Source organism: Sphingobacterium chuzhouense (assembly GCF_014692525.1).
GTDB lineage: Bacteria > Bacteroidota > Bacteroidia > Sphingobacteriales > Sphingobacteriaceae > Sphingobacterium > Sphingobacterium chuzhouense.
The window spans coordinates 12889-36181 of sequence record NZ_JACNYL010000003.1 but is presented as its reverse complement, the minus strand read 5'-3'; the positions used below and the strand labels follow the sequence as shown (position 1 = coordinate 36181).

The following is a 23293-nucleotide window of genomic DNA, read 5'->3' as shown; positions in this document are numbered from 1 at the left end:
TGACAAAAAAAATGATTTTTCCTTATAATCATAAGTATCCATCTATTACCGATTTACGGCGAAAGGCGAAAAAGACGATTCCAAAGTTTGCCTTCGATTATTTAGAAGGAGGGTGTAATGAGGAATTGAATCTTTCCAGAAATGAAAATGATTTTGATGATATTTTCTTAAAACCGAGATACCTACAACAAACGGAAGATATCGATATGTCCACTGAGATTTTTGGTATAAAGTATCAGGCTCCTTTTGGCATTTCGCCCATTGGCTTACAGGGATTGATATGGCCCAATGCATCAGAAATATTGGCCAAAGCGGCTGCCCAAAATGGTATTCCTTACACACTCAGCACAGTGTCTACAGCAAGTTTAGAACGTATTTCCGAAGTGTCTGAAGGCACAGCGTGGTTTCAATTGTATCATCCAACAGAGGACAAACTTAGGGATGATATCCTAAAAAGGTTAAAATATGCTCAATATCCGGTGTTGGTTGTTTTGGTCGACGTTCCGTCCTTCGGACTACGTTATCGGGAGATCAAGAGTGGACTTTCCTTACCTCCGAAACTAAATATATCCAACATTCTGCAAGCTCTTCTTCGGCCCAGTTGGGGTATTAAGACCTTGCAACATGGTATACCATCATTTGCTACATTGAAACCCTATATGGAAAAGAGAATGAATTTGAGCCAATTGGGTGAATTTATGAACCATACTTTTACCGGAAAAGTCACTTTGGACAAACTCAAAGTAATACGTGAAAAGTGGAAGGGGCCATTAGTACTAAAGGGAATTACAACGGAAGAGGACATGGATGATGCAATTCGATTGGGTGCCGATGGCGTTATCATATCCAACCATGGGGGTAGGCAGCTGGATGCCGGTGAGTCGTCGGTCAACTCATTAATTCGCCTCGCTGCTAATCCCCTCTACAAAGGCAAACTGAAGATAATGCTTGATGGAGGAATCAGGTCGGGAGTGGATTTGGCGAGAGCTCATGCAGTCGGCACCGATTTTAGTTTTATGGGAAGGCCATTCATGTATGGTGTTGGAGCATTGGGCAATTTCGGAGGACACCACACCATCAATATGTTTAAGGCTCAACTTTATCAGATAATGCAACAGGTATCCATCAGCAAACCGACGGATTTTCCACGACGCAGGCTTAACACACAGGAGTATTGAAGAGGTCTGACAGGAAGACAATATCACTGCCATAATCAATCATTTTTAAAAGAATAACACGTTAGATGAAAGACATATCAAGGAGAAAATTTATAGAGGTTTCATCCTTAGCTGTTTTGGGAGCGGTTGCAACCCATGGCAAAACCTTAGGAATGCCTGCTTATATTAAAAATCTTGGGAAGCCAAACTCTATGTTCAATGGGGTACAGATAGGAATGATCACTTATTCTTTTCGCCACCTGACAAACGATGCAGAGCAGTTGCTCAAATATTGTATAGAATGTAATATCAGCGGTGTAGAATTGATGGGCGACCCTGCTGAGGCTTTTGCCGGCGCACCGGTAGCTCCCACCGCCCCGAAATGGGGCGAGGGCTCGGATCCGACAGCATGGAAAGCGTACGCCAAAGTATTGGCGCCTTGGCGGGCTCAAGCCGATATGAAGCGATTCGAGCAACTTCGTAAGGTTTACAACAATGCTGGTGTAAAGATATATGCTTATAAGCCAAGTGCCTTGGGTCTCAGTAATACAGATTCAGAAATACACTACGCCTGTCAGGCAGCCCGCGCACTAGGTGCAAGCCACGTCACTGTGGAGTATCCGGACGATCTTGTCCATACCAAACGATTAGCTGCTATCGCTTCCAAGTACAAGGTGTTTGTTGGGTATCATGGTCATCTTCAGCAGACATTCACTTTATGGGACGACGCACTTGCTCAGTCTAAATACAATGCGATCAATTTCGATATGGGACATTATGTGGCCGCAGGATTTGATCCACAGACTTTTATACGGGCAAAGAATAAGCGTATTGTCAGCATGCATCTTAAAGATCGGAAGAATAAACAGAACGGCGGTGCCAATCTGCCCTGGGGAGAGGGAGATACTCCTATTGTGGAAGTCCTTCAGCAGATGGCAAAGTTAAGGCACAAATTTCCGGCGACAATCGAATTAGAGTACCCAGTTCCCAAAGGTTCTAACGAGATAAAAGAAGTAGCGAAGTGCGTGGAATTTGCTCGAAAAGCGCTGAAAGGTTAAGGAACGTCCAAATATGCAATATGAACCTGACGTGATTAAAATAATCTTCAAACAGTAACATGAACTACTATAACTAATAGGAATAAAAAAAGATAATAATGCTGAATACATAGCAAAAACGAGAATATAGAAATAAATTAGCGTGCACACGCTTCCAAGCAAAGAAAACTGGTAATTTTTGAAGATACACGGGAACAAGTGCAGGCCTGCCTAAGTGCGGGCTTGTCTGTTTTGTGTATCGGGTATACCAGTACCTCTTTGCCAGACAGTACAACCCGTGCTTAGGCCGGTCATTCATCACTGAAACTATTGGATTATGCAGATAGGTTGTACACAGATGCACCCCGTTACATTGACGGCCATCGTTATCGGACTTGTTATATTTGGGGCACAGAGCGTGCTTTACCTTGAACGTCGCCATGATCGGTCAAGGCTCGGTTACTTGATATTGCTTTTGCTCCTTCTTATCTTCAATACGGCAAACGGTCTGTTGCCAAACCCAACCTATGATATACCGGAATATATCCAGCATATTATCGTCAATACCACCCGATTAGGTTGTTCGACTTCGAATAACCTTTTTTTATTTCATTATTGAATAGCTATGATGAAACACAGGTTTAAGGTCAGATCTTCTAAACGTACCTTTTGGTCAATTCTATTCACTTGCGCCGTTATCGTAAATTTTGCATATTTGATAAAGTTGTTATCATAGATTAAACAATTAATATGGCTAAAAAAGTATATTACAGCAAACCTTTAAAGTTTTTTTGGAAACAGCTCTATGGAACACAAAAGAAATTTACTCCAGAATTTACAGATGAACAAATATATTTTGTGCTCAAGAAAAATCTCTTGTCTATTCCCTTAGCTCATGATGAGACTCAAGAGTCTAGGGGGTTAATGGTTTCAGGATTAGAATTATGGAGAGAGGATTCTAAAGGAGAACTTTTACACATGTTTTTCCTTGATGAAGGATTACGAACCTTCCTCGAAACAACTCCATTATCGGATTTAGATGGTATTAAAAAGTTCTTATTTGAAAATGGACAAACTAGAGAGGTAATTCATTTATATTCCAATGAAAATAGAGAAACTATAGTATATAAATTTGCTCTCCATATACCTTTTGAGGGAGAAGGCTATGCTTTCTCTTTAAGCATAGAAAATGATGGTAGTCTGGAATTATACTATTCTTTAGGAGAAAATGGTGGGCGTATGTCTGATAAATTTTATGCAGATGTGATTAAAAAAGATGACGAAATTTCAAAAACGCATTCCAATATGTTTCGGCTTGTGATTAATACAATTGCGTATATGAATTGTTTCCCCGATTGTGTTACTGATGGTGTTCCAAAAGACTATTTTGATTACAGTGAAAATAAATTAGCGAAAAACCTTACTTTTCAAGTATCTGAAAAGATTAAAGAAAGTGAAAATGTACCATTGTCAAAAATACCACATTTTAGAAAGGGTCATTTTAGAAGACTTCAATCAGATTATTTTACTAATAAAAAGGGGCAAATGGTTTTCGTAGCTGAGACAATGGTCAAAGGAAAGGCTAAGACAATTTCCATGTCAGAGAATATAGATGAATTTCACCCTAATACTAAGAAAAACTAACAATTAAAAATAATTTTGGGATGGGAAAACAGATGGACTCTTCAGTCTAAAAATTCCGTTGCCTCGAAACATTATCTTACAATATTTAAACTTTATATGGAGCCCTAATTATCCATAAAATTTTATGGTTTGTATTCTATTGTATCATACTACCCAAATACTGGACAACTGCATAAATGTTTAAATTAGCAGTAGAAAATGAAAAAAGAACGCAGGAAATTCAGTGCAAGCTTTAAGGCGAAGGTAGCCATAGAAGCGATCAAGGAACAGCAGACCATTCAGGAACTAGCCGTTAAATACGAATTGCACCCGACCCAGATCAACACCTGGAAACGGGAATTTCTGGATAATGCTGAATCGGTTTTTACCACAGAAAAAAGCCCGATAAAAGATGACTCCAAAGAGAAAGAGCTTTATTCCAAGATCGGGGAGTTACAGATACAGGTTGATTTCTTAAAAAAAGTATTGGGCAAATGAGTCTTGACGAGAAACGCGGGCTTGTTTGCCCTTCCTATAAGAAAATGAGCGTTTACAGGCAGTGCAAAGTTATGGAGCTGCCCCGGAGCAGTTATTATTTTAAACCCAAGGGAGAATCTCTGTTCAACCTGCAGGTTATGAATGCCATCGACCGTAAGTTTCTGGACTGTCCCTTTTACGGAGTAGAGCGCATGACGGACTATTTGAGGCAGGATCTGGGCTATTTCGTTGGGCAGAAGCGGGTTCGTAGGCTGTATAAGCTCATGAACCTGAAAACTATACATCCTAAAAAGAACTTGAGTAAAGCAAATAAGGCGGACTATAAATTTCCGTACCTGCTCAGGAACCTTAAGATCGAAAGGCCTGCTCAGGTATGGCAGGCAGATATCACGTACATACCCATGTTCAAGGGCTTTATGTATATGTTTGCTATCATAGATGTATACAGCAGAAAGATAATGGGCTGGGACGTATCCAATACGATGAGTGCCGAGTGGTGTAGGGATGTGTTGGTCGATACGATCCAAACTCATGGTAAGCCCGAGATATTCAACACCGATCAGGGATCTCCGTTTACATCTGAAGTTTTTGTGAAAGCCTTACAGAAAAATGAGGTTAAGATATCAATGGACGGCAAAGGTAGAGCGCTGGACAATATCTACATTGAAAGATTCTGGGGATCCCTGAAAAGAGAGAAGATATACCTCAATCCACCCAATGGTGGTGTGGATCTGTACCGGCAGATTAAAGAGTACGTGTTATTTTACAATACGGAAAGAAGGCACAAATCCCTAGGAAGGATAACACCCGATGAAAAGTTCTATCAGGAAATTAAAAATGTATCGTAATTATATCTTAGTTTAGTAAAAAGTTGTCCAACAAATAGGGAGTATCATAATTGCGACTAGAAGCAATGTTGGCGAGACAAGATAGGAAGTCAGATACATCGTAATTTTATATTTCATTTAAAACATACTTTTTATATATTTAAAGTATTAATCAAGAATAAATGTCATCAAGAAATGCAACAGCTAGTTGGAGCGGTTATGCCCATCAAGGAAAAATTGGCTTATTGATTGCCCTAAAAAAAATTATAGACCTAAACTGCGAAAATCTTGTAGATTATCAAGTGGAACAAGAAACACAAGAGGATGTGTGTCTAAAATGTGGAACAATAATCCATGAAGTTCATCAGGTTAAAGCTTATATGAGTACTAATGCTATCAACTCTTATAAAAAAGCATTGCAAGAATTTGAACCTGGATCTTCGAATTATCTCCATACTATCTTAGAACTTCAAGATTGGGAAACTTTGACTGCTGAAGAGAATCCTTATAATGTCCAAAGATATTCCTATTCACCCGGGAAAAATTTTTGTGGACTTGATCAGATAGAAGAAATTATCTTAAGTGAAATCAGCTCAGTTCTAAAGATTAATGGAAATGAAAATCATGAAAATGAAGATTGGTGTAGAAATGGTTATCATGAATATTTAGCTCTCCTCGATTCCCGTATTCGTGAACAACATCAATATGGAACAAAAAAAACTTATTGTATTTCGATAGGTTTAGATGAGATATTACAAATTATAGACAGTCCACCAACTAGAAGCAAAACTGTTAGTTGTGCCATAAGATCAGCAATTTACAACATATATGTAGATTTCGTGGATAAGTTGGAGAATAATCAATATCCTAGGATGTTGGATTCTCATGAAAAAATTGTAGCTGATGTTATTAAAATGTTTTGCTGTCTAAATGATGATGACTTAGAAGAGTTTCTATGTCAGATTTTTCCGTCGTCAACAAAGGGCAAAAGACTTGCATCATCAGTTTTAACAGATGATTTTTTTATAGGAAAGGATTTTGCTACTACTTTTCTCAAAACTTTGATTGATATTTATAGCGTCATGCCTACAATTGAGGGGGGAACCTACCCTCATTATAAAGTGGATAAAAACTATTTGATTACCGCTTTGCAACAACAGCCAGATTATTTAGTAATCGTGGCAAAAAATATTTTGGAGAACGACAAACTTAATACTGCTCGCTACGAAGCAGACTATATTATTAATGAAAATTTTGAAGGTAAACTTTCTGACTATGCTCCTAAAAATATTCCTCGCAAAAATGGAATCATCAACCAGAATGATTTGGAATTTATTACTCGTATAGAAGCTACAAATAAACTAAATACGCAATGAAAGAACTTATAAAAGACATATTCATTGAATGTGGGTTTGTTAATGAAGAGTCGAACGATGTTCATTTTTACCGGAGAAATTCTTCAGAAAGAGTTGAGTATTATTTACTACAATTTATCTCGACGAACCAACTTGAAACATTTAATCAAGAAGCTTTAAAAAAGGCGCACGAACTTTTTCAAGAGAAAAAAAAGCTGATAAAAGATGTAGGCAATAATACGTCATTGATTGTCTGTGTGGAATTCTCTACATTTTTAGAAGATTGTATAAAATACAAAAATCAGATGTTGGCAATTGAGGAAGATGATTATTGGTTCAAAAAATACCTTCTTCCGTATACAATGAGCTCTGTTGATTCTCTGAGACAAAATTCTAATATTATTTATCATCTTAATGAGACCGTCTCAAACAATGCACTTTTTGAAGAATTTACAGCACAAATCTATTCAAATGAAAAATATTTTCTTGCCGTCCAGTTTTTCCTAAAACTTCCTTTTCTTAATTTAACGATTGACTCAGAGCAACGATTAGATACTATTGAACAATTACTTGCGACGAGGATTTCTTTTCTGGAGCAAAATTTCTTGAATGAAGTACTATTGCCTTTTCCTATTGAAAGCTTTAACCGTGATCGTTTGCTTCAAGAGATTCTTGACCCCAACAGCCAGTCATTTGATTCATTTATTAATTCCTTTACCCGAGAACAAGATGCTTCAGATACGTAAGATATATTTAGAAAATTTCAAAGGGGTACACTATCGTACTATTGTTGACTTTGAAGATAAGCACCTAACGATCCTCAGTGGGCCAAATGGATTTGGAAAAACAACCATATTCGATGTAATAGAGTTGTGTCTCCGAGGAAGATTAAATAGAACGATGACCTATAATCATGTTACAAAAAAGAATTCAGGTCATAAAAAGCCTTTTTATCAAAATACAGTTGGAGAAGATGTCTTGTTAAAACTTTGGCTTACAAATGGAGAGGAAGATCATGTAATCATAAAAAGGTTAGATAAAGACAGTACGGGAAGTATATCTAATGCTAAAGCTTTTCGACCTGATGCTTGGGAACTAATCGACACGTTTTATACTCAAGATACCTCACAGTTTGAGCAACATCCCGACTATAGCGAAGTCAGCAACATTAATCAAGAATTTATTGACAATCTTTTTTTTGGAGAGTTAGGTCTTTCCATGGTAAATTTATACCCTCTTTTTAATTATCTTCAGCAAGAAGACAATATATATTTTTTAAAAAAGGATGAGGATGCCAAAAAGAATGAATTAGCATTTCTTTTCCAAACACAAAGAGAGAACGAAAATCTTGAAAAGGTTACTGAAATTTTTGAGTTTGTTACCAGTCTACGACAAGCTCTTGAAGCTAGGATTGTTAACATTGGTTTAGTGACACAAAGTAGTCAAGAAGTTTCCTACTTCAAGCTTTTTCCAGAATCGAACTATGTTTTCGATACACAAGATCCCTTCGGTTCAGTATCAACTGACCAACTGGAATCTGTATATAATGGAGTAAGAAGTGTCCTTCAAGAATTACTAAATTTCTCACGGAATTTTTCGCCGAATGAGTTTGAAAGAAGAAAGCTACGTAGTCAACTTTCTTCTGTAGCCAATAATAGGACACTGCTACAGACGCTTGTGGCAAAAAATCTAATTGAAGAAACTCGCTTAGATCAACTTAGATTGATAGTAGCTGCCAATTCGAATTACATTTCATATCTCTCTAGATTAGATCAATTTATTTGTAACGAACAATTATTGCAAAGTTTAGGATTTCCGGACGAATTCATAATAGATTTTAACCGATTAACTACTCAAAGAACACAGCTTCTTTCACAAATTGGAGAAATCGGAAAAATTATAAGAGATCTAAACAATGCCCGGGAACAAACAATTACAAGATTTAACGAATTACATTCTCTCCATCCACAGGATACAAATTGTCCGCTATGTAATTCACATTGGAATAGCATGGAAGAAATGTATAGTTCCTTTGAATCTAAAGCCGAAAGCCTTATGGATTACAATAGAACGCAACAACGTCAATTATCCGATATTGAACAAGAAATAATAGAAAATTTTAATCAACCCATAATTCAGTCAATACAAAATCATATCTCTTCGCCAAATAATCTAATTGATCAACAATTTTTTCAAGAGATAAGTGAGCGGAGAGGAAATCTAGACGCTATCAATCGATTTATGACGATTTTGAACAATCATAGGATTGATGTGTCAAGGTTTATAATAAATGATCCGGTTACCCTAGAAAGGTTTAATGAAAATATTCTTGGGCTTCAAACATTTTTAACATCTGAAATTGATAATATAGCCTTAGATGAGGAGAGCCTAGTTGGAAGTGAACTTTATTCTCAATACTTCCAAGAAAATCCTCAAAATATAATTAGTGAGCAACAAATCCAAAACAAACTTGCCTACATTGACACACTTTACAATAATACAAGACAATTTTCTTTGAACGTACTGTCTGAACGTTTTACAAAGATTAGCGAACTTGAAAAGCGTGTAAAGATAATAAAGGATAATCTTTCTGCTTCTATTAAGCAATATAAAAAAACGATGATAGAAAAAATTAAGATTCCATTTTACATTTATTCAGGAAAGATTCTTCAGCATTATCAACAAGGCTATGGGATATTTGTCGATGTGAAGGACTCCACGAGCCGTGTACGGTTTTTGACAGGTGAGAGTACCGATCACGATATAATTCATCATTTGAGTTCTGGTCAACTTGCAGTAGTATCAATAGCCTTTTGTTTAGCATTGAATAAGGTGTATCATGCTCCTCAGCATTTTAAATTTCTTGCTATTGATGATCCTGTTCAAACGCTTGACGACTTAAATATTCATTCCTTCATCGAATTACTACGACACGAATTTTCAGACTATAAAATAATAATATCAACCCACGAAGAACATATCGCTAATTATCTTCTATATAAGTTTGAAAAATTTCACTTTAGCAATAAAAAAATCAATGTTCAGGAGAATTTCTACAATAGACTGGATACGGATTCTCTAAATTAGAAATTATATGTTTCGGTTGAGGTACTAAAGATAGAACAGAAAAATATTGCTCTATCCTTTAGCCTTTATTTTAGATTTGTCCACTGTTTAAATTGGATAATTCCCTCAAATCTTCTATAAACTGGTTCGAAAACTGCACATTCGGGAGCACTTTCAAAAAAAGCCGTTTTTCTTTACGAAAAATGGCTTTTTGCGTTTATTAGGGCACTTTAGGAGTATGCGCCCTACGCTGTATCGGATTCCCCGAAACGGTGTGTTTTACATAGTTTTTTGTTGAACTTCACACAAAACCGTAACAAATAGGTAACGGAACTTTGTGTGGCAATTGAAAAAATTATGGCAACCGTAAGCGCAAAAGTTTATGAGCACCACAAGAAAGCCGATGGAACTTACAATGTAAAAATCTGTGTCCATCACAAAAGTGAAAGAAAGTTTATTGACACGGTACATTTCGTTGTCAGAAAACAATTGACCAAAGATAACAAGGTTAAAGACCCGTTTATCGCGGACAAGGTCGGGCAGCAGCTAAGGGATTATCGAAAGATGATCAGCGAACTCGACGACCGGCTGGACTATTTTACCGCAGAATCTCTGCGGGACTACCTGCGAGATAAAGACGAAGATGTCGATTTTATCAAGTTTTGCGACCGGCATATCGACTGCCTAAGAAAAGAAAGTCGAACCGGAACCGCAAACAACCACCGGAAAATCCGCAACAGCCTGGTCGATTATTTCAACCGGACATCCGTATCCATCAAGGAAATCAATTCCAATATGCTGATGGCTTATGAGCGTTACATGCGGTCAGAAAGGACAATGACACGTATAAATCAATTGGGAAATGAAGTGACAACAAAAGAAAAAGGGTTGTCTGACAGCGGCCTGCACAACCAGATGCGAGACCTACGTACCTTGTTCAACGCCGCGAGGGATCATTATAACAATGAAGACCTTGGAATATACCGCATCAAGCATTATCCATTCAAGAAATACAAGGTTGGTTCTCCACCGCTCACCAAGAAAAGAAACAACACACTCGAACAGGTATTGACCATTCGGGATTGTGTAACCAAACCCGGAAGCCGTGCCGAATTGGCAAAAGAGCTGTACATGCTTTCGTTCTACCTATGCGGAATGAATGCAGTAGACTTGTACCAATTGACGGAGCGTGACATCAGAAACGGCCGTGTGGATTACAATCGTTCCAAGACCGAGGGCAAGCGTAAGGATAACGCCTTTATCAGCATCAAGATCGTTGACGAGGCAAAGCCTTTACTTGAAAAATACTTAGGTAAACTATCCTTACGCTATTCCAGTAGTGATTGTCTCAATTGGGCATTGTGTAAAGGGATGGAACAATTGAGGAAGCTCACTGGCATACCCGATCTCACGCTGTATTGGGCCCGCCACACCTTTGCCAATACCGCACGAAACGATTGCCGTATGAGCAAGGACGATGTAGCCCTTGCGCTCAACCATGTAGACGAGGGCAATCGCACTACGGATATATACATTGCCAAAGACTGGAAGATCGTGGATGACGTACAGCGGAAAGTCATCGCACAGCTTCGGAAAGTTGAAGTCAAGGTGTTGAAGAAAGTCCAAGCCGAAAAGAATACAGATAAGGCCGCGGCATAAATAATTAATTCGTTGCACGGGTATGACATCCCGTGAAACTTCATATCGATATTGAAACGTAAATTTGATTGATTATGAGAACTATAGTTTGGTTTTTTATTACTTGCATAATTGCCACATTTGGATATTTCGCATCATTGAGCATGACGAATCCGTGGCCGGGTCTTGCTGTTGCTTTTGGCATTTGGATAATTTTTATGTGGACGACAACAAAACCACGGAGACGCCGTCGTTGATTATAAAGGTGGTGATATAGTTTATTATTTCGCCACCCAATTATTTTCCTCTCTTATATTCTGCACGCCATTACCATCCAGCCATTTTTTAAAAGCTTCTTCGTCATTAGAAGTAAATTTCACAATGTTTCCATTGTTCAATAACAGGGTGAAATCCTTAAAGACATTTAGATATTTGAAAATTTCCGAAGCGGAATATTCAAAATTGGGGAAATGAGTTGCGGCTGTCATACTTAAAATTGAATTTAAACTTTACTGTTGCCGCTTTTAAAATAAGCGTAGGCAACAACTTACCGAACTGAGGTCTTAGGAAACCCTGACAACAATAAGTGCGCCCACGCCATAGCATGAGCGTTCTTGACCTGTTGCCCCATTGTCATTGAAATTTCCTAAGTTTCAGTTCGGGACTCAAAGCAAAAACGCTTTAAGAATATTTTTAATCGTTACACAAATATACGAGTTTAGCTGGCATCCATATTACACACACGTCAAAAATGCCCACTTAACCAAATTATTATTTTAAGAAAGTACAATGAAAATCCAACGACCCTATGGTTTCATAAAACAATGATATCAGGAGGATTACCCCAAGATTCAAAATCTGGCGATGTCAATATATTGAATGGTTCACGTGTTCCTCCGAGTTCGCCCGAATATTTCGAAAAAACTACTTTCTCTATTCTATAATGACGTATAAGGTACGAACAAAGCAGGCACGGCTCAACATTTGTATATAGTGTCGACCCGGACAAATCGTGAGAATTTTCGATAGCATTCAGTATCGCCACTGTTTCAGCATGTCTGGTGATATCTTTTAATTGTCTGCTTTTCTCTACCCCCTCACCAATAACAACTCCCTCTTTAACAATTACGCATCCGACAGGGCTTTCTCCATTATCTAATGCTAACTGTGCCAACTTGTAACAATGCTTTAAAAATTCTCTATGATTTTCCATGATAACCAAATATAAGCATTCGTCGGAACACCTCCGTATCGCCCAAGACGTACCGTTATTATATAATTGATTTTAGGCAATTATTACCGTAAATAACGGGTGTTATACCACATTAAAATATCTCTGAAGAGTAATTTCGAAATCACAAATAAATAATTATGAATTGGTGTTCAAATTTTTGTGGGATGTTTTTAAAGCAATTTTAACATGGCAGAAAAAATCAAAGTCGGTGTAGTACAAGCTACACCAATATTATTTGATGTAGAGAAAAGCGTATCCCTGACAATACAGTGGATTGAATATGCGCAAAGAGAGGGATGCGAACTTTTGCTGTTTCCAGAATCCTTTATTCCTGCCTATCCCAGGGGGATTTCTTACGATGCGGTTGTTGGTAAGCGTACAGAAAGGGGACGTGAACTTTGGTTAGACTATTGGAAGAATAGTATCGAGGATTCTTCCAAATATGTAAAGCAAATCGGAGATGCTGCAAAAAAGGCCAGGATGTACGTTGCATTGGGAGTGACCGAACGTGAGCGTATAGGTGGTACACTTTATTGCAGCCTGTTTTATTTCGGATCGGACGGATCATTTCTCGGTAAACACCGAAAACTCAAACCTACAGGTTTGGAGCGCTTTCTTTGGGGCGATGGTGACGGTACCACGCTCACGACCTATGATACAAAACTGGGTCGTATTGGCGGTTTAATATGTTGGGAGAACTATATGCCTTTGGCACGTATGTCAATGTACAACAAGGGTGTGGAGATATATCTTGCCCCGACTGCGGATGCAAGATCATCATGGCAATCAACAATGCAACATATCGCTTTGGAGGGACGCTGTTTCGTCTTGGCGAGTAACCAATATGTTAGAAAATCTGACTATCCGGAACGATATCAGGAGTTCTTGACCGATGAGCCGGAGATCATGAGCGCGGGCGGCAGTGTAATCATAACTCCATCGGGAGAGATACTCAATGGGCCATTAATTAATAAAGAGGGGCTATTAATGGCGGAACTTGATTTCGACCTGTTAGCCAAAATGAAACTTGATTTTGATGTAGTCGGCCATTATTCGAGAAACGATGTGTTCTCTTTTGGGGTTAACGGTCAACCAGAAACGAAACACTTTAAAGGCTTATAAAACGATATGGATACTATTTTTATTGGTAAAAATGTGGATCATTTAGCAAGGCGGGATATTGTCGAACTGGATGACAAAATCAGGCGATATCAAAAGGGGGAATTCAACGAAGAGTCATTCAGGGCTTTTCGGCTCACACGGGGAATATATGGTCAACGACAGGATGGCGTAAACATGATCCGCATAAAGCTACCTTTCGGTAGGCTATCCCCCATGCAACTAAGAACTATCGCAGAACTCTCCGAGAAGTATGCCAGTGGGAATCTTCATGCGACCACAAGACAGGACATACAGCTCCACTATGTGAAACTCGTGGATACGCCACAATTATGGGCGGATTTGGAAAATGACGGCATAACTTTGCGTGAAGCCTGTGGAAATACCATCCGTAATCTCACCGCTTCACCATATGCTGGCATTGACCCCGATGAGTTATTCGATGTCTCTCCATATGCTAATGCAATGTTCAAATACTTTTTGAGAAATCCCATTTGTCAAAACTTAGGACGTAAATTTAAGATTGCATTCTCGTCTTCCAGTAGTGATTCTGCCTATACCTTTATGCATGATCTGGGGTTTATTCCACGTATAATAGTTGTTGATGGTGAGGAGAAACGAGGTTTTAAGATTATGTTGGCTGGAGGTCTGGGGGCACAACCTTTTATCGCACATCCCATATTTGATTTTATGCCGGATTCGGAGATTATTCCTTTTACTGAGGCTTGCTTGCGCATATTTGACCGTTATGGTGAACGTGCAAAACGTCATAAAGCCAGATTAAAATACCTAATCAATGATATTGGTGTTGAGAAGTTTTTGGAGTTGGTACATCAAGAGCGTGAAGCAGTAAGCCTAAAGTCCTATGTTGTGGATTTAAATGATTTTGAAGAAACTGCGGTGCCAAATATCATTACGAAAGAAGAGGTTGTAGAGGTCGATCAGGAACGATATGAACGTTGGTTGCTCCTAAATACCTATCGGCAAAAACAACAAGGTTATTTTGCGGTAAGGGTTAAATTACGTAGCGGTAATATGAATGCCTATCAGGCACGTGCTTTATCCACTATAGCCGAAAAGTATGCTTCATCAGATATTCGGATTACTGTGAACCAAGGTGTCTTGTTGAAATACGTTCGGCCTCAGTTTCTGAAAATGTTGTTTGTAGAATTGGAAAATAACGGTTTGTCTGACTTTGGCTTCGATACACTAACGGATATTACTGCATGCCCTGGTACCGATACCTGTAACCTTGGGATAGCAAGTTCTGTTGGATTATCTGTCGAGTTAGAACGCTTGTTAAGGAGTGAGTATGGACATGTTGATTACATGCACCATATTAAGGTGAAAATTTCGGGATGTATGAACGGATGTGCTCATCATAGTATTGCCAATATTGGCTTTCATGGTATGTCAATGAAAGTAAAAGGCCTTATTCTACCTGCTATGCAAGTAGTTTTGGGCGGAGGCCCTACTGATAATGGGACAGGAACGATGGGAGAAAAAGTCATCAAACTTCCTGCAAAGTGTGTGCCTGATGCGTTACGGCTTCTTTTGAACGATTATGCAGATAATAGGATTGAAGAAGAAAGTTTTAATACTTATTTTGTACGCATTGGTAAAACATATTTTTACAATCTGTTGAAGCCTCTGGGTGATATAGATGAAGTTACTCAGTTTCATCTGACAGATTGGGGAAACGAAAGTATTTATACTCCTAAAATCGGCATAGGGGAATGCGCTGTACCTATGATTGATATGGTCGGTGTTGTTTTAGAGGAGGTCAAGGAGACCCTAAACAAGGCTAAGGAAGCGATTTTTGAAGAACAGTGGGTAGATGCAATATACTATAGCTACACCGGAATGATCAATACAGGTAAAGCACTGCTATTGACAAAAGAAGTTCCTTGCAATACGCAATTAAGCGTTATTAATAATATGGATCCAAACTTCATTGAAAACGGAGAGATAAAGCTTTCAGGGACCTTTGCTGATCTTGTACTACAAATAAATAAAGAAAAGGCATCTAAGGTATTTGCAGACTCATACTATGGTCATGCATTGTCATTATTTCATAAGGCGATAGATTACCGCAATTTGAATTGACCTTTCGCTATTATAGAATAATCATTATGACAGAACAAAAAAAAGAAGCAAGTATTATTGACCTGATTTCTTCGTCTGGGATTCTTCCAATGTTTATTCACGAAGACGTTAAATTAATGAAATCCATATTAGCAATTTGCTACGAGGCTGAACTTAGAGTTTTTGAAGTTCTAAACCGTAGCGAAAATGCCTTACATACGTTTATCCAGTTAAAGGATTATGTGGATAATTGGTTGCCAGGAATGAAACTATGTGCAGGCACAATTACAGATGTACAGTCGGCAAAAAAATACATAGATGCAGGCGCTGCAATGATTATTGCCCCTAATCTCGATGAACAAATCGGCCATTTTTGTGTTGAACAAGGCATAGAGTGGTTGCCGGGAGTGTCGACAGTTTCTGAAATATACAAAGCGTTAAAAATTGGAACAACTTCTGTTAAACTATTTCCAGCGGAATTGTCTTCCCCAAAATTTGTTTTGACAATAAAATCGTTGGTGCCAAGATTACAAATCATTGCAAGTGGGGGTGTTTCTGTGGAGCATGAGTCTTTAGGCCCGTGGTTTATGGCAGATGTAGACGGCGTGGGCTTAGGTAGTTCAGTATTCAACAAAGTCAACCAAAAAGACGGTTGGGAATCCACTAAAGAAACGCTTTTGAGTTGTAAACAGCGAATAAAAAAATTACGTCAACTTAGATTTAGCTCTTAAATGAATAGTGATAATCTGACCATCTGGAATATTCTCATTTCAATATGGTCAGATTATTTATTCTGGAGGATTAGTCTTTCGGATCGGGTGTGTATCGCAGATAAGGTTTGACCTCCCGCAATCCCTTAGGGAATTGTTCAGCAGCATCCTCTGTCTTGATCGCATTAGATACAATGACATCGTCTCCTGGATTCCAATCAGCGGGAGTCGCAACCTTGTGCTCGTCGACTAATTGAAGGGAATCAATCACACGCAATATCTCGTTGAAGTTTCTCCCAGTGGACGCGGGATAGGTAAGTGTCAATCTTATTTTCTTGTTTGGGTCGATGACAAACACCGATCTGACCGTTAACGTGGCAGATGCATTTGGATGGATCATATCGTACAGATTAGAAACCAATCTGTCTTTGTCCGCTATCAATGGAAAATCAATGACAGTACCGTGTATCTCATTGATGTCTCTCGACCATCCATGATGGTCATTTACATCGTCCACACTGACGATAAGCGTTTTTACGTTACGCTTTCTAAACTCATCCTGTAATTGTGAAGTACGACCTATTTCTGTGGTACATACAGGAGTAAAATCTGCTGGATGGGATAGTAATAGCCCCCAAGCATCACCAAGATACTCGTGTAAATCTATTCTTCCGATCGTTGTGTCAGCCTCAAAATTTGGTGCGACATCTCCTAATTGTAAGCTCATGATTTTAAATGATTAAGTGTTATTGGGTTTATTATAGTATTGTTTTCGAAATGCTTCAGGGGTTAGCCCGGTATACTTTTTAAAGAATTTCACAAAATAAGAAGTGTCAAAAAAATTCAAATCCAACGCGATGGCTGAAATTGACATCTCGAAATTGACTAACAAACGCTTCGCTTCCAGTAGAACTCTTTTTCTGATCAGTTCTCCAGCCGACGTTTTAATTTGGTCTTGACAAATAAAATTTAAATGGCTCGAAGTGATGTAGAGCATAGATGCATAATCCTTAGGCAACCTAAGCTCCCTAAAGTTGTCCTCGATCAACTCCATGAATTTTTTTAGCAATACGGAATTGTAATTATTACGGCTATATTCTATAGCATTCTCCTTGGCATTACGGGCTGCAATAACGAATATCTGGAGCAGATACGAAGAAATCATGATCAACATTTGATTGTGTTCATTCCGTGCTCCGACCTCGCTTAATATCTCTTCAAAGATCGCACAAGTCTTATCCAATGATGGTTTATCCAGCTCTAAAACTTGACTGGAAGAGAATAAATTAAAGAAAGGAAAATTATCAAGGATAGAAGAACCAATAGCCAATTGGTCAAAAAATGTAGATGAAAAGTTAATAACATATCCATCCACTTCGCCTTCAAATATCCATTTATGGGCTTGGTTCGGGCGCATGAAATAAATAATCCCTTCTTTTATAGGATACGATTCGAAATCTAAAATATGCTGCCCATTGCCTGCTGTAAAAAGCACCAGATGGTAAAATGAATGTTTATGAACTTTCTGGAGATGTGGATTGTTTCTGGCGTAACCGTGAAACCTATCGATATTAAATAGGTCATTTGACAACCTATTGGTTACGAGATTGCAAATGTCAAATGTAGGATATGTTGTCTCCACTACCATTTCTCTCTTATCCAATATCCTGCATTTCAATATCTTTACTTTCCGTATCGGTTGATAGGCTGAAATCAAGCTGCTTGATATTCTCTCCGAAATACTTCGGATTAAAACCGAACGATGGGGTCAACCAGTACAACAACGCCACACGTGAATACCTGCCGTTGAACGGCGCCAATAGGATGACGACGACAAAACATATAACAACATATAACCAAGGGGAGCTGTCATTTCCTGTCAATATGTATGTCGCAACACAAGCTGTTATTAACTCAGCCACAACAAAAACATAGCTAACGAACATCGCCACATAAAAATAGCCCGGCTCTTTCTCAAACCTTAAACCGCAGTGGGGGCATTCTTTTTTCATACCGTTATTAAAGATGTTCAGTACGCTACCGTTAAACATATCGCCTGTCCTGCAACGAGGACATTTTCCCTGTTTTGCACTTTTCCATTTGCTTGGATAAATATTCGTTTTATTATTCATGGTATTTGCATCAATATCTAATAAACCTAATTACTGTAACAAGATCGCTTTTAAGCACTTTGTTTTATACAAAATAATAAGTAAAATCTATACTTAAATGGTAATTTTCACCTTTATGACGGTATTATTGATAGAAACTTAGTTAACAAACCGTTTGTAATTGTCTTCATTTTCGAAATAAGCCACCTCACCACCGTCGCTAATCATAACGATGTAAGCGGTCGCCTTATCCACCCTTTCCAATGTATGGGGGTCTATGGCGTAGCGTACCGTTCCGTCTTTGGGTATCCTTTCCTGACACATCTTACAGCAACCGTAGTACATCTTCCCCTCAAACGGCACTTCCAATTGCTGTTTGCCCATATAGGCATCATTGACCATACAGACCAAGTGGCCCGGTACGTGGTCGCCTTTTTTAGGGCTGTTGCCTGCCGTGTCCATACTGCTGTTTGTCTGATTACATCCGATGAAAAGTACCGTGGCAACAGCCACGATACTTACAAATTTGGTTTTCATTTTCATATTCCGTTATTCTTTTTCGTTGTCTGCACTGTTGGGCTTGTTCGGCACTTCCGTGCCCTCCTGTATTTCTTCCGAACCCATTTTCAGTATTTTATCCCCGTCGTTCAGTTCGCCGAAAACCTCAAGCTTATCGGGCATCGCACGACCTTTGCTGACAGGCACATTTTTGGTTTTGCCGTCTTCCACCCGTATCACGTACACGCCCGTTCCGCTCTCCACGACTGCGGATTTCGGAACGAAAAACGTAGGTTCTGAATTTTGTAGCGGAATGGTCGTTTCAGCAATCATGTATGGTTTCAATACATTGCCTTTGTTGATAAAGTCTGCTTCCATTTTTTCCGAACGGAGTTTTAAGTCAAGGCTTCCCGATTTTCGGCTGACCAATGCAACATAACTGTCCTGCGGTCGAGAACGGACGTGGAAACGTACGGTGTCGCCCAATTTGATATACGGCGTATTGGCTTCGGCAACGGACAGGTTCAACCGTAGCTTGCTGTTGTTTTCGACTACCAGCAGCGGCTCTTTGCTCATCGGGGTAACGAATGCCCCCAGGTCCACGTTCCGGCTTGTTACCGTTCCGCTGAACGGTGCTTTGATGACGAGGTAATTATTGACATCACGGATTTCGCTGTAAGCGGATTTTGCAGCGTTTAACTGTGCTTCGTCTGCCAACATCCGAGCCTTGATTTGGTCTAAAGCATCTTTGGCAATAGCCCCTTGTGTTTCGTTGGCTTTCATCGTTCTGTCATAGGTCGCTTTGGTCGAAAGGTAAATCGCTTCCTGTGCTTCCAGTTTTGCTTTGGCATTGGCTACCTGCGATTGTATTTCGGGGGCTTCCAGCACGACCAATACCTGTCCTGCCGAAACCCTGTCGCCTATATCCACACGGATGCTCTTTACATAGCTGTTCACTTTAGCAAACAGTTCGGTCCGCTGGTCGGGCTTTAGCTCGCCTGCCAGTTTCAGCATTACCAGTGGATTGGATTTGGAGATTTCGACCGTTTCCATCGGGTTCATCATTCCCATACCCATTGCGGGCATTCCGCCCTCTTTTTTGGCTTCTTCTTTTTTATCGTTGTTGCAGGCTACCAATATGAGTGCCGTTGCAAATATGATGATTGACTTAAAGTTCATTGTCTTGATTTTTTGCGTTAATGAAATGTGTACTGTTTTCGTCCTCGGGGTCTAATGACGGCGATTGGATGGTCGCTTTGCCCTGTACCCAGGCAAATACCAACGGGAGCAAGACCAATACGGAAAAGGTCGATGCTATCAGCCCACCGATGACGGCTCTGCCCAATGGGGATACCTGGTCGCCTCCCTCTCCAAATCCGATGGCTATCGGCAACATACCTGCGGTCATTGCCAACGTGGTCATCACGATAGGACGGATACGGAGATTGGCCGCTCCTATGGCTGCGTTTACCGCGTTGCCATCCTTCAACCGTAGTGTTTCCGCATTGCTGATAAGCAATACCGCATTGGCAATGGAAACCCCGACCGCCATAATGATACCCATATAGGATTGCAGGTTCAGGGTAGAGCCTGTCAGATTGAGCAATATCAATGACCCCAATACCACGAACGGAACGGTTGTCAAAATCACGAATGATACCCGGAATGATTGGAAGTTAGCCGCCAACATCAGGAAGATGACCACAACGGCAATCAGCAATCCGTTTGCGAGGCTGTTCATCGTATCGTCCAAAACAGGTGTCATACCTGCCACTTGGATATTTACGCCTTTTGGCAATTCTCCCAAAGAAACTATGGCGGTTTCGATGTCTTTCTGTGCCTTGCCCAAATCGGATTTATGTACATTGGCTGTTACGGTGGTATAGCCCATTGTACCCAGATTGTAGCTTTCTCCCAATGTTTTGGTCGGTGTAATGGTCGCCACATCGCCCAAAACAGGTCTGTCCGAATTTTTGGAGATTGGAATATTGGCCAGTTCCTCTTGGCTATTCAGTATGTTCTGCGGCATCTGTACCTGTACATCGTAGCCGATGCCCATCATACCGCCGACCCACATATTCTTGTTGGTATATCTTGATGAAGCCAAACTCGGTGTCAGCGACCTCGCAATATCCTGTGCATCCAATCCCAATTGGGCGGCTCTCACACGGTCGATGTTGATTTCAAATGCGGGATAATTCATCGACTGCGGTATCTGCTGGTCACGCATATAATCGAGTTCGTTCAGCTTTGCCAACAGCCTGTTTGCCGTCATCGCATTCATTTTCTTCATCATTCCCGAAATGCGGATTTCTATCGGTGTATTCGCTCCCTGACTTAAAATCTTTTCCGTCAGTTCAATCGGCTCGAAAGACAATTTCAGTTCAGGCATTTTCTCTTTGATGTGCTGTCTGATTCGCTCTTTCAGCTCGTCCGAATTTCCATTGAACTTTTTTAATGCCACCTGCATCAATGCTTCGTGAGGTCCGGCATTATACAGGAAAATGGAACTGACAGGGAATGTAGAGGGGTGCTGACCTACATACACCGATGAAATGGCAATATTATCCTTGCCCAAAAGCCCGTCCAGTTCTTTCAGGACGGCTTTTACCTTTTCCTCCGTCTTTTCGATGCGTGTACCCTCCGGTGCGGTAATGCGTACTTGGAACTGGCTTGAATTTACCGTAGGCAATACGTCTTTTCCTGTGAACATATACAATACGGCAACGGCTATCAATGCGAGCGTAAAACTGCCTGCAACAATGATTTTCCTACGGTTCATCCAACGTTGCAACCTTGCAATCACATTGTTTTTAAATCTGTCAAAGCGTGTTTCTTTGTGTTCTTTCTCCTGATGGTTCTTCATTATCCAATTTGCCATTACAGGCACAAAAGTCTGTGACAGAATGAACGAGAAAATCATCGAGAAGCCTATCGCCAACGCCAAAGGCATAAACAACGCTCCCGGAATACCTGTCATCATAAATGCAGGGGCGAATACGGCAAGCACACAAAGCAAAATCAGCAATTTCGGAAAGGCGATTTCCTTACACGCATCTAAAATTGCCTGTGCTTTGGATTTTTTCATTGCAAAGTGCTGGTGTATGTTTTCTATGGTTACGGTACTTTCATCGACCAGAATACCGATAGCCAAAGCCAATCCCGATAAGGTCATAATATTGATGGTCTGACCGAATAATTTGAGGAACAGTACCCCCGAAATAATCGAAATAGGAATGGTCAAAATCACTATCAGGGCGGCTCTGCGGTCACGCAGGAAAAGCACCACCATCAAGCCCGTGAGCAAAGCTCCTAAAATCCCCTCGACCACCAGACTTTTTACGGCATTGATAACGTAGACGGATTGGTCAAACTCGTAGGAAACCGTTACATCATCGGGTAAATTCCGCTGAATGTTTGGAATGGTCTTTTTCAGGTTCTGTACCACATTATAGGTAGATGCCTTGCCCGATTTTGCCACGTTCATATACACCGAACGCTTGCCGTCAATCAGGGCATAGCCCGTGGTAATATCCGCACCGTCCTTAACCGTAGCTACATCACGGATATACACATTGTCCACCTGTCCTTTGAAAATCGGGATATCGCCAAATTCCTCCACTGTTTTCAGCGTGTTGTTGGTCGGCGTCAGGTAATTGATGTCGTCAATATAGACGTTCCCTGCGGCGGACGTTACATTCTGACGGCTGATAGCCTCCACAATCTGCTCGGGCGACAATTGGTGCATCCGAAGTTTGTTCGGGTCAATGTTTATCTCTATGGTTCTCGGGCTTCCCCCGAACGGCGGTGCGGTGGTCAGGCCCGGAATGGCAATCAAAAACGGACGGGCCGTAAAGTTGGCGATGTCCTGCAATTGGTTGTTGGTCTTGGTCGGGCTGCGGAACACCAACTGTCCGACAGGCTGTGAAGACGCATCAAAACGGATAATGAACGGTGGCGGCGCTCCGGGCGGTAGGAATACCTGCGAACGGTTGGACAGGGCGTTCAGTTGGGCAATGGCTTCGCCCATATCCGTTCCCTCGTAGAAGTTCACTTTCATCAGGGTAAGCCCTTGCGTATTCTTGCTTTCGATGCTTTTGATACCGTTGGTAAACAGCATCATATTCACGTACATTTTCGTGAAGTATCCCTCCATCTGCTCGGGCGTGTAACCATTAAATGTATGGGCTACGTACACCACGGGCAAGTTCATTTCAGGCAGAATGTCCACCTGTATATCCTTGACGGAACGCACACCGAAAAACACTAATCCCAATACGAGTACCATTATGGATATGGGCTTTCGGAGTGCAAATTTTATCATATTATTCATTG

21 protein-coding genes are annotated in these 23293 nt (G+C 40.2%); 13 read left to right on the top strand and 8 right to left on the bottom strand.

Going from position 1 to position 23293, the window contains the following annotated elements; translation table 11 throughout:
- Positions 1-11 precede the first annotated feature (11 nt).
- The 10 genes from H8B21_RS12145 to H8B21_RS12100 all read left to right on the top strand — a co-directional run bounded on the left by H8B21_RS12145 (position 12) and on the right by H8B21_RS12100 (position 11222).
- Positions 12-1178, top strand: coding sequence for an alpha-hydroxy acid oxidase (locus tag H8B21_RS12145; RefSeq protein ID WP_190314064.1), 1167 nt, complete (start codon positions 12-14; stop codon positions 1176-1178).
- Positions 1179-1243: 65 nt separating this feature from the next.
- Complete coding sequence (locus H8B21_RS12140; RefSeq protein ID WP_190314063.1) at positions 1244-2215, top strand: sugar phosphate isomerase/epimerase family protein; 972 nt, start codon at positions 1244-1246, stop codon at positions 2213-2215.
- Between the two features lie 316 nt (positions 2216-2531).
- A complete protein-coding gene (locus tag H8B21_RS12135) occupies positions 2532-2813 on the top strand; it encodes a hypothetical protein (protein WP_190314062.1) in 282 nt (93 codons plus the stop codon).
- Between the two features lie 131 nt (positions 2814-2944).
- Entirely contained in the window at positions 2945-3838 is an 894-nt protein-coding gene (locus H8B21_RS12130) for a hypothetical protein (RefSeq protein ID WP_190314061.1), read from the top strand.
- Positions 3839-4036: 198 nt separating this feature from the next.
- Positions 4037-4315: a transposase gene (locus H8B21_RS12125; RefSeq protein ID WP_132776788.1), complete on the top strand. Its 279-nt coding sequence runs from the start codon at positions 4037-4039 to the stop codon at positions 4313-4315.
- Complete coding sequence (locus H8B21_RS12120; RefSeq protein WP_190314060.1) at positions 4312-5163, top strand: IS3 family transposase; 852 nt, start codon at positions 4312-4314, stop codon at positions 5161-5163. Before H8B21_RS12125 ends, H8B21_RS12120 begins: the two co-directional genes overlap by 4 nt.
- A gap of 161 nt (positions 5164-5324) precedes the next feature.
- Positions 5325-6518: an ABC-three component system protein gene (locus H8B21_RS12115; RefSeq protein ID WP_190314059.1), complete on the top strand. Its 1194-nt coding sequence runs from the start codon at positions 5325-5327 to the stop codon at positions 6516-6518.
- Positions 6515-7243, top strand: a complete 729-nt coding sequence (locus tag H8B21_RS12110; protein WP_190314058.1) for an ABC-three component system middle component 1 — start codon at positions 6515-6517, stop codon at positions 7241-7243. Before H8B21_RS12115 ends, H8B21_RS12110 begins: the two co-directional genes overlap by 4 nt.
- The gene (locus H8B21_RS12105) at positions 7227-9584 is read left to right on the top strand and encodes an AAA family ATPase (protein WP_190314057.1); all 2358 of its coding nucleotides are present in this window, start codon (positions 7227-7229) and stop codon (positions 9582-9584) included. The genes H8B21_RS12110 and H8B21_RS12105 overlap by 17 nt, the downstream gene beginning before the upstream one ends.
- A 336-nt stretch (positions 9585-9920) precedes the next feature.
- Positions 9921-11222, top strand: a complete 1302-nt coding sequence (locus tag H8B21_RS12100) for a site-specific integrase (RefSeq protein WP_190314056.1) — start codon at positions 9921-9923, stop codon at positions 11220-11222.
- Between the two features lie 260 nt (positions 11223-11482).
- Here H8B21_RS12100 and H8B21_RS12095 read toward each other — a convergent pair whose 3' ends face one another.
- Positions 11483-11689 (bottom strand): hypothetical protein, encoded by a 207-nt coding sequence (locus H8B21_RS12095; protein ID WP_190314055.1) that lies wholly within the window; start codon positions 11687-11689, stop codon positions 11483-11485.
- A 326-nt stretch (positions 11690-12015) separates the two neighbouring features.
- Complete coding sequence (locus H8B21_RS12090) at positions 12016-12414, bottom strand: nucleoside deaminase (RefSeq protein WP_190314054.1); 399 nt, start codon at positions 12412-12414, stop codon at positions 12016-12018.
- Positions 12415-12621: 207 nt separating this feature from the next.
- On the opposite strand from H8B21_RS12090, the gene H8B21_RS12085 reads away from it, so the two are divergent.
- Genes H8B21_RS12085 through H8B21_RS12075 form a run of 3 tightly spaced genes read left to right on the top strand, consistent with a single transcriptional unit; the run spans position 12622 to position 16370 of the window.
- Complete coding sequence (locus H8B21_RS12085) at positions 12622-13557, top strand: carbon-nitrogen hydrolase family protein (RefSeq protein ID WP_190314053.1); 936 nt, start codon at positions 12622-12624, stop codon at positions 13555-13557.
- A gap of 6 nt (positions 13558-13563) precedes the next feature.
- Positions 13564-15660 carry a nitrite/sulfite reductase gene (locus tag H8B21_RS12080; protein WP_190314052.1) on the top strand — a complete coding sequence of 699 codons (2097 nt, stop codon included), beginning with the start codon at positions 13564-13566 and terminating at the stop codon, positions 15658-15660.
- A 26-nt stretch (positions 15661-15686) separates the two neighbouring features.
- On the top strand, positions 15687-16370 hold the full coding sequence (locus H8B21_RS12075) for a beta/alpha barrel domain-containing protein (RefSeq protein WP_190314051.1): 684 nt from the start codon (positions 15687-15689) through the stop codon (positions 16368-16370).
- 70 nt (positions 16371-16440) lie between these two features.
- Here the strand turns inward: H8B21_RS12075 and H8B21_RS12070 are convergent, their stop codons facing one another.
- The 6 genes from H8B21_RS12070 to H8B21_RS12045 form a co-directional block, all read right to left on the bottom strand.
- Entirely contained in the window at positions 16441-17076 is a 636-nt protein-coding gene (locus tag H8B21_RS12070; protein WP_190314050.1) for a peroxiredoxin, read from the bottom strand.
- A gap of 12 nt (positions 17077-17088) precedes the next feature.
- The gene (locus H8B21_RS12065) at positions 17089-18012 is read right to left on the bottom strand and encodes an AraC family transcriptional regulator (protein ID WP_190314049.1); all 924 of its coding nucleotides are present in this window, start codon (positions 18010-18012) and stop codon (positions 17089-17091) included.
- A complete protein-coding gene (locus H8B21_RS12060; protein ID WP_190314048.1) occupies positions 18005-18481 on the bottom strand; it encodes a DUF983 domain-containing protein in 477 nt (158 codons plus the stop codon). Before H8B21_RS12060 ends, H8B21_RS12065 begins: the two co-directional genes overlap by 8 nt.
- 138 nt (positions 18482-18619) lie before the next feature.
- Complete coding sequence (locus H8B21_RS12055; RefSeq protein ID WP_190314047.1) at positions 18620-18997, bottom strand: hypothetical protein; 378 nt, start codon at positions 18995-18997, stop codon at positions 18620-18622.
- A 12-nt stretch (positions 18998-19009) separates the two neighbouring features.
- Positions 19010-20137 (bottom strand): efflux RND transporter periplasmic adaptor subunit, encoded by a 1128-nt coding sequence (locus tag H8B21_RS12050; RefSeq protein ID WP_190314046.1) that lies wholly within the window; start codon positions 20135-20137, stop codon positions 19010-19012.
- Complete coding sequence (locus H8B21_RS12045; RefSeq protein ID WP_190314045.1) at positions 20127-23291, bottom strand: efflux RND transporter permease subunit; 3165 nt, start codon at positions 23289-23291, stop codon at positions 20127-20129. The genes H8B21_RS12050 and H8B21_RS12045 overlap by 11 nt, the downstream gene beginning before the upstream one ends.
- Positions 23292-23293 lie beyond the last annotated feature (2 nt).

What these genes read in the sequence shown, in the direction of transcription:
- H8B21_RS12145 (WP_190314064.1), top strand. Translation starts at nt 12, where the DNA reads ATGATTTTTCCTTATAATCATAAGTATCCATCTATTACCGATTTACGG.
- H8B21_RS12140 (WP_190314063.1), top strand. Translation starts at nt 1,244, where the DNA reads ATGAAAGACATATCAAGGAGAAAATTTATAGAGGTTTCATCCTTAGCT.
- H8B21_RS12135 (WP_190314062.1), top strand. Translation starts at nt 2,532, where the DNA reads ATGCAGATAGGTTGTACACAGATGCACCCCGTTACATTGACGGCCATC.
- H8B21_RS12130 (WP_190314061.1), top strand. Translation starts at nt 2,945, where the DNA reads ATGGCTAAAAAAGTATATTACAGCAAACCTTTAAAGTTTTTTTGGAAA.
- H8B21_RS12125 (WP_132776788.1), top strand. Translation starts at nt 4,037, where the DNA reads ATGAAAAAAGAACGCAGGAAATTCAGTGCAAGCTTTAAGGCGAAGGTA.
- H8B21_RS12120 (WP_190314060.1), top strand. Translation starts at nt 4,312, where the DNA reads ATGAGTCTTGACGAGAAACGCGGGCTTGTTTGCCCTTCCTATAAGAAA.
- H8B21_RS12115 (WP_190314059.1), top strand. Translation starts at nt 5,325, where the DNA reads ATGTCATCAAGAAATGCAACAGCTAGTTGGAGCGGTTATGCCCATCAA.
- H8B21_RS12110 (WP_190314058.1), top strand. Translation starts at nt 6,515, where the DNA reads ATGAAAGAACTTATAAAAGACATATTCATTGAATGTGGGTTTGTTAAT.
- H8B21_RS12105 (WP_190314057.1), top strand. Translation starts at nt 7,227, where the DNA reads ATGCTTCAGATACGTAAGATATATTTAGAAAATTTCAAAGGGGTACAC.
- H8B21_RS12100 (WP_190314056.1), top strand. Translation starts at nt 9,921, where the DNA reads ATGGCAACCGTAAGCGCAAAAGTTTATGAGCACCACAAGAAAGCCGAT.
- H8B21_RS12095 (WP_190314055.1), bottom strand. Translation starts at nt 11,689, where the DNA reads ATGACAGCCGCAACTCATTTCCCCAATTTTGAATATTCCGCTTCGGAA.
- H8B21_RS12090 (WP_190314054.1), bottom strand. Translation starts at nt 12,414, where the DNA reads ATGGAAAATCATAGAGAATTTTTAAAGCATTGTTACAAGTTGGCACAG.
- H8B21_RS12085 (WP_190314053.1), top strand. Translation starts at nt 12,622, where the DNA reads ATGGCAGAAAAAATCAAAGTCGGTGTAGTACAAGCTACACCAATATTA.
- H8B21_RS12080 (WP_190314052.1), top strand. Translation starts at nt 13,564, where the DNA reads ATGGATACTATTTTTATTGGTAAAAATGTGGATCATTTAGCAAGGCGG.
- H8B21_RS12075 (WP_190314051.1), top strand. Translation starts at nt 15,687, where the DNA reads ATGACAGAACAAAAAAAAGAAGCAAGTATTATTGACCTGATTTCTTCG.
- H8B21_RS12070 (WP_190314050.1), bottom strand. Translation starts at nt 17,076, where the DNA reads ATGAGCTTACAATTAGGAGATGTCGCACCAAATTTTGAGGCTGACACA.
- H8B21_RS12060 (WP_190314048.1), bottom strand. Translation starts at nt 18,481, where the DNA reads ATGAATAATAAAACGAATATTTATCCAAGCAAATGGAAAAGTGCAAAA.
- H8B21_RS12055 (WP_190314047.1), bottom strand. Translation starts at nt 18,997, where the DNA reads ATGAAAACCAAATTTGTAAGTATCGTGGCTGTTGCCACGGTACTTTTC.
- H8B21_RS12050 (WP_190314046.1), bottom strand. Translation starts at nt 20,137, where the DNA reads ATGAACTTTAAGTCAATCATCATATTTGCAACGGCACTCATATTGGTA.
- H8B21_RS12045 (WP_190314045.1), bottom strand. Translation starts at nt 23,291, where the DNA reads ATGAATAATATGATAAAATTTGCACTCCGAAAGCCCATATCCATAATG.